The sequence below is a fragment of the Mangrovicoccus sp. HB161399 genome (genome assembly GCF_013184745.1).
Classification (GTDB): domain Bacteria; phylum Pseudomonadota; class Alphaproteobacteria; order Rhodobacterales; family Rhodobacteraceae; genus Mangrovicoccus.
Genome location: NZ_JAATVU010000147.1, coordinates 1 through 6,144 on the forward strand (window position 1 = coordinate 1; position 6,144 = coordinate 6,144).

Annotated in this window: 6 protein-coding genes; all 6 read left to right on the plus strand. The window is 67.1% G+C overall.

All coding sequences use genetic code 11. The annotated features are described in order from the left end of the window. Positions 1-26 precede the first annotated feature (26 nt). The gene (locus HCC78_RS31155) at positions 27-1,001 is read left to right on the plus strand and encodes a sugar ABC transporter substrate-binding protein (RefSeq protein ID WP_172332615.1); all 975 of its coding nucleotides are present in this window, start codon (positions 27-29) and stop codon (positions 999-1,001) included. 128 nt (positions 1,002-1,129) lie between these two features. After that, positions 1,130-2,176, plus strand: a complete 1,047-nt coding sequence (locus HCC78_RS31160; RefSeq protein WP_172332616.1) for an ABC transporter permease — start codon at positions 1,130-1,132, stop codon at positions 2,174-2,176. A gap of 4 nt (positions 2,177-2,180) precedes the next feature. Then, on the plus strand, positions 2,181-3,185 hold the full coding sequence (locus HCC78_RS31165) for an ABC transporter permease (RefSeq protein WP_172332617.1): 1,005 nt from the start codon (positions 2,181-2,183) through the stop codon (positions 3,183-3,185). Between the two features lie 10 nt (positions 3,186-3,195). Further along, complete coding sequence (locus HCC78_RS31170; protein ID WP_172332618.1) at positions 3,196-4,032, plus strand: ATP-binding cassette domain-containing protein; 837 nt, start codon at positions 3,196-3,198, stop codon at positions 4,030-4,032. A 63-nt stretch (positions 4,033-4,095) separates the two neighbouring features. Further along, positions 4,096-5,001 (plus strand): sugar phosphate isomerase/epimerase family protein, encoded by a 906-nt coding sequence (locus HCC78_RS31175; protein WP_172332619.1) that lies wholly within the window; start codon positions 4,096-4,098, stop codon positions 4,999-5,001. After that, complete coding sequence (locus HCC78_RS31180) at positions 4,998-6,020, plus strand: Gfo/Idh/MocA family oxidoreductase (RefSeq protein ID WP_172332620.1); 1,023 nt, start codon at positions 4,998-5,000, stop codon at positions 6,018-6,020. Before HCC78_RS31175 ends, HCC78_RS31180 begins: the two co-directional genes overlap by 4 nt. Positions 6,021-6,144 lie beyond the last annotated feature (124 nt).

Below are 6,144 nucleotides of genomic sequence, written 5' to 3' on the forward strand. Positions count from 1 at the left end.
GGAGGCGGGGCCTAGGGAGGAAGACCATGACCAAATTCAGCCGTTTCGCGGCATCCGTTTCCTGTGCCGCAATGATGTCCTTCGCTGCCGGTGCCGTTCTGGCAGCCGACGTGTTCGTCGTCGGCGGCAAGCCCGACGATCCCTTCTGGTCGATCGTCAAGCGCGGCGCAGAGGATGCAGGCAAGCTGGCCGCCGAGCAGGGCGGCTCCGTCACCTGGCTCGGTCCGCAGAACTACGACAACCTGGGCGTCGATGCCGCCGAGCTGATCCGCCAGGCGATCAGCCAGGGCGCGGACGCGATCGTCGGCCCCGACTGGGTGCCCGAGGCGATGGACCCGGCCTTCGAGGCCGTGGTCGAGGCGGGCATTCCGCTGATCATCTACAATGCCGGCGGGCTCGAGGCGGCGGACCGCCTGGGCGCGATGAACTACATCGGCTCGGACGATTACGAGAACGGCAAGGCAGCCGGCAAGTATTTCGCCGAGCACGGCATCATGAAGCTCGTCTGCATCAACACGCTGCCCGGCGCCTCGAACATCGAGGACAACTGCAGCGGCATGAATGACGGCATCACCGAGGCCGGCGGCGAGGGCGAGACCCTGCCGCTGCCCGCGACCTCCTTCGGCAACGCCACCGCGGTGGCCCAGGCGGTCAAGGCCTACCTGCTGAAGAACCCCGATGTCGGCGGCATCTACACGATCGGCAATGTCGACGCGAATGCCTCGATCAACGGCGTGATGCAGTCCGGCAAGGCCGGCAAGGTGCAGGTCGGCGGCCTGAACATGGACGAGACCATCCTGAACAACATCAAGGATGGCAAGCAGATGTTCGCGATCGACCAGCAGGGCTACATGCAGGGCTACATGGCGGTCTCGATCCTGAACGCGCATGTGAATTTCGGGCTCTCCATCCCCACCCGCGAGATCCTGACCGGTCCGGGCATCGTCGACAGCTCCAATGTGGACGCGACGCTGGACGGCGTGGCCAAGGGCGTCCGCTGACACTCCCATGAGGCTGGCGCCTGCCGGACGATCCGGCGGGCGCCCATCCTGAGGGCCGGGGGAGGAGAGCGCTGCATCGCCTGCAGCGGCCGATCCCCTGTGCCCCGAGCAAGCAAAGGGGCAATCGAATGATTTCCGGGATCCAGAATGGCGCGGCGCCAGCCGCGAAGCAGAAGTCCGGCGCGTCCGGCGGCTTCGGGCATCTTCTCAGGCGCCCCGAGGCGGGCTCGCTTCTCGGCCTTGTCGCCGTCTTCGTCTTCTTCGCCATCGTCGCGGGCCAAGTCTTCGTCTCGCCCGCGGGCTTCGCCAGCTGGCTGAACGTCGCCGCCGAGATCGGCATCGTCGCGCTGCCGATCGGGCTCCTGATGATCGCGGGCGAGCTCGACCTGTCGATCGGCTCGGTCATCCCGGCCTCGTCGCTGATGGTCGCGGTCGTGTCGGGCTACTGGGGGCTGCCGGACATCATCGGCATTGCCGCCGGTCTCGCCTTCGGGACCCTTGTCGGCTACGTCAACGGCATCCTGGTCGTGAAGACCGGCGTTCCCTCGCTGATCGTCACCATCGGCACGATGTTCGGGGTGATGGGCCTGACGCTGGGCCTGTCGGTGCTGGTCACCGGCTCCACCAGCACCGGGCTCACCCCCGATGCGCTGACCACGACGCTGCTCGGGCAGTTCATCGCGGGCATGTTCCAGGTCACCATCTTCTGGTGGATCGCCTTCGCGCTGATCGTGGGCTACTTCCTGCACTTCTCGCCATGGGGCAACTGGGTCTACGCGCTCGGCGGGGACAAGATATCGGCGCGCAACGCCGGCATCCCGACCGAAAAGCTGAGCATCGGGCTGTTCATGTCCTCGGGCTTCGCCGCCGCTTTCGTCGGCGTCAGCCAGGTGATCGTCTACCAGAGCGCGCAGGTCGCGGGCGGGCAGTCCTTCATCTTCAACTCCATCATGTGCGTCGTCATCGGCGGCGTGCTCCTGACCGGCGGCGCGGGCTCCGTCCTCGGCATCGTCATGGGCACGATCACCTTCGCCATCGTCAACCAGGGCATCTACTTCACCAGCTTCGACGCCAATCTCGGCTCGGTGATCATCGGTGCGCTGCTGCTGCTGGCCGTCCTGATGAACGACACCTTCCGCAAGCTCGCGCTCGGCGCGACGAAAAAGAAGGGCTGATCCAATGAACAACCCTGTTCTCTCGCAGTTCCTGCGCCGCCCGGAAGCGGGCTCCTTCCTCAGCCTCGTCGCGGTCGCGCTGTTCTTCGTGATCTTCGGCGGCGTCAACATCGGCACGCTGGCCACCACCGCAAGCTGGGTGAACTTCGCCGCGAACCTGGGCATCGTCGCGATCCCGATGGGGCTCCTGATGATCGCCGGCGAGCTCGACATCTCGATCGGGGCGATGATCCCGGCGGGCTCGATGAGCGTCGCGATCCTCTCCGGCCATTACGGCCTGCCGATCTGGGTCGGCATGGCCGGCGCGCTGGGGCTCGGCGTCCTCGTCGGCCTGGTCAACGGCCTCCTGGCGGTGCGCACCACGGTGCCGACGCTGATCATCACGCTGGGCACGCTGGTGGCCATGCAGGGGATCGTGCTCTCGGCCTCTGTGCTGCTGACCGGCTCCGCCTCGGTCGCGGTCGAAGCCCCCGGCTGGGCCAAGTTCCTCTTCGGCCACCTGATCGGCGGCTCCTACCAGGTGATCATCCTGTGGTGGCTGGGCATGACGGCACTGTTCATCGGCATCCTGCACCACTCGTCCCGCGGCAACTGGATCTTCGCCATGGGCGGGGACAAGGTCTCGGCGCGCAACGCCGGCATCCCGACCGACCGGATGCTGATCGGGCTCTTCATCCTCTCGGCCGTCTCGGCCAGCTTCGTGGGGATGTGCGGCGCGATCCTGTTCAACTCGGCCCAGGTTTCGGGCGGCATGAACTACATCTTCAACGCCGTGGTCTCGGTCGTGGTCGGGGGCGTTCTCCTGACCGGGGGCTTCGGGTCCATCGGCGGGATCTTCCTCGGCACGGTCACCTTCGCGATCGTCAGCCAGGGGATCTACTTCACCGACATCGACCGCAACTGGTCGAGCCTGATCATCGGCGTGATGCTGCTCGCGGCGGTGCTGATGAACAACGTCTTCCGCAAGCTGGCGCTGACCGCGCCCTCCGCAAAACCTGCCAAGAAGTGAGGCCCCGGACATGACCCATCCTGTTCTCGAACTGCGGAACGTCAACAAGTCCTTCGGGCCGATCGACGTCCTCCACGACATCAGCCTGAAGATCAACGCGGGCGAGGTGCTCTGCCTCCTGGGCGACAACGGCGCCGGCAAGTCCACCCTGATCAAGACGCTGGCCGGCGTGCACAAGCCCACCTCGGGCGAGATGCTCATGGACGGCAAGCCGGTCGTCTTCGAGACGCCGAAGCAGGGCTCCGACGCGGGCATCGCCACGGTGCACCAGTTCGGCGGCACCTTCCCGCTGATGTCGATCGGGCGCAGCTTCTTCGTCGGCGTCGAGCCCACCAAGAAGATCGGCCCCTTCAAGGTCTTCGACCGCAAGACCGCCAACGAGACCGCGGTGAAGGCCGTGCGCGAATTCGGCATCACCCGGATCGACGACGGCGACCGGCTGATCGGCGGGCTCTCGGGCGGCGAACGCCAGTCCCTCGCCATCGCCCGCGCCGTGCATTTCGGCGCCCGCGTGCTGATCCTCGACGAGCCGACCGCGGCGCTCGGCGTCAAGCAGTCCAGCCACGTGCTGCGCATCATCCTGGAGGCCCGCAAGCGCGGCATCGCGGTGATCTTCATCACCCACCAGGTGACGCATGCCATGGCAGTGGGCGACCATTTCGCGGTGCTGATCCGCGGCGCGGTCGCGGCGAACTTCATGCGCGGCGAGAAGACCCGCGAGGAGATCACCGACCTGATGGCCGGCGGCGAGGCCCTGGCATCGCTGGATGCCGAGGTGGAGGACTACATGGAAACCCATGACGGCCACGCCCCGCAGCCGCAGCCCAAGGCGGAACCGGTCGCCTGACCGAAACTCCGCTCCGGCGGCCTGCCGGGGCGTTCCGAAATTCCCGACTAGGAGATGCGAGCCATGAAAATCGCGCTCGACCCCTTCATGCACCGCCACCTGAGCCTCGAGGAGCTGCCCTCCAAGGTTGCCGAGCTTGGCTACGAGTGGATCGAACTCTCGCCCCGCGCCGACTTCCTGGAATGGTTCAAGGCGCCGCGGGTCTTCCCCGACCGGATCAAGAGCTTCAAGAAGGCGCTGTCGGACTCCGGCGTGGGCGTTGCCTGCCTGCTGCCGATGTACCGCTGGGCCAGCCCCGACGAGGCCGAGCGCCAGGCCGCCGTCAAGCACTGGAAGCGTGCCATCGAGATCGCCGTCGAGATGGACGTGCGGGTGATGAACTCGGAATTCGGCCGCGGCCCGCATCCCGACAAGGGCGGCTGCTACTGCTGCCATACCGGCTCGATGATCGAGAGCTGCGAGGACGCCTGGTGGCGCTCGATGGAAGAGCTCGTGCCGATCTTCGAGCGCGAGGACATCATGCTCCATGTCGAGCCGCATCCCGAGGACTGGGTCGAGGAGCTGAAGCCGGCCGTCGACATCATCCGCACGGTGAACTCGAAGAACGTGAAGTTCCTCTACTGCGCGCCGCATACCTACTACTTCGGCGACGACACCAAGGAAATGCTGCGCGAATGCGCCGACGTGCTGGCCCATGTCCATGTCGCCGACACGTTCAACCACAAGGCCAGCTCGGGGCTGCGCTACATCCTCAACCCGCCGGGCACCAATGCCCGCATCCACCAGCACCTGGACATCGGCCAGGGCGAGGTTCCGTGGGACGACTTCTTCGGCACGCTGCACGAGGTCGGCTTCGACGGCATCATGACCGCCTGCGTCTTCGCCTGGGAAGACCGGATGGATGAAAGCGGCAAGTTCATGCGCTCGGAAATCCAGCGCTACGTCGACAAGTACTGGGGAACGAAATGAGCCTGAAAGTCGGAGTCATCGGGACCGGCATGATCGGTCAGGACCATATCCGCCGCCTGACCAAGGTGCTGTCGGGGGTCGAAGTTGCAGGCGTCGCGGATATCGACGCCACCCGCGCGGCGGCGGCCGCGCCTGCGGGCGCGGAGGTCTTCGCCACGCCGCAGGACCTGATCCGCTCGCCCAAGATCGAGGCAGTGGTGATCTGTTCCTGGGGGCCCGCCCACGAGGAGCAGCTGCTCGACTGCATCGCGGCCGGCAAGCCGGTCTTCTGCGAGAAGCCGCTGGTCACCTCGGCCGAGGCCGCGCGCCGCGTCATGGAGGCCGAGGTCGCCCATGGCAAGCGCCTGGTGCAGGTCGGCTTCATGCGCCGCTTCGACGCCGACTACCGCCGCCTGAAGGCGGTGATCGACGGCGGCACGCTGGGCCTGCCGCTGATGTACAAGTCGGTGCACCGCAACGCCTCGGTGCCGGTCGGGCTCTACACCTCCGAGATGCCGCTCAACGACACGCTGGTCCATGACGCGGACATCTCGCGCTGGCTGCTCGGCGACGAGGTCACCGGCGTCGAGGTCCGCCTGCCGCGCCGGTCCCGCCAGGGCGGCGAGCTGCGCGACCCGCACATGGTGCTGCTGCACATGGCCTCCGGCGCACTGGTCGATGTCGAGATCTCGGTCAACATCGCCTACGGCTACGACATCCGCGGCGAGGTCTCCTGCGAGACCGGCATCGCGGCGCTGCCGAACCGCCCGGCGACCGTGATCACCGACGCCCACGGCATCCGCCAGGCGATCCCCGAGGACTGGCGCGAGCGCTTCATCGAAGCGTATGACCAGGAATTCCGCGAATGGATCGTCGCGGCCGGGCAGGGGACCGCGACCGGCCCCTCCACCTGGGACGGCTATGCCGCAACGCTGGTGGCCGATGCCGCGCTGGAGGCCGTGGCCTCCGGACAGCTCGCAAGGATCGACATGGGCGACAAGCCCGCGCTCTACGGCCAGGCGCTGGACCGCGCCGCCTGATCCGATCCCGGCGGGCGTGCCGGACCACGCCGCCCGCCGGGACCCCGAGACAGTCCCCCCTCCGGGACTTCCCGGGCGCGCCGCCCTCCTCCTTCTCCCGGCGGCGCGCCCGACCTGATCAACC

What these genes read in the sequence shown, in the direction of transcription:
- HCC78_RS31175 (WP_172332619.1), top strand. Translation starts at nt 4,096, where the DNA reads ATGAAAATCGCGCTCGACCCCTTCATGCACCGCCACCTGAGCCTCGAG.
- HCC78_RS31155 (WP_172332615.1), top strand. Translation starts at nt 27, where the DNA reads ATGACCAAATTCAGCCGTTTCGCGGCATCCGTTTCCTGTGCCGCAATG.
- HCC78_RS31165 (WP_172332617.1), top strand. Translation starts at nt 2,181, where the DNA reads ATGAACAACCCTGTTCTCTCGCAGTTCCTGCGCCGCCCGGAAGCGGGC.
- HCC78_RS31160 (WP_172332616.1), top strand. Translation starts at nt 1,130, where the DNA reads ATGATTTCCGGGATCCAGAATGGCGCGGCGCCAGCCGCGAAGCAGAAG.
- HCC78_RS31170 (WP_172332618.1), top strand. Translation starts at nt 3,196, where the DNA reads ATGACCCATCCTGTTCTCGAACTGCGGAACGTCAACAAGTCCTTCGGG.
- HCC78_RS31180 (WP_172332620.1), top strand. Translation starts at nt 4,998, where the DNA reads ATGAGCCTGAAAGTCGGAGTCATCGGGACCGGCATGATCGGTCAGGAC.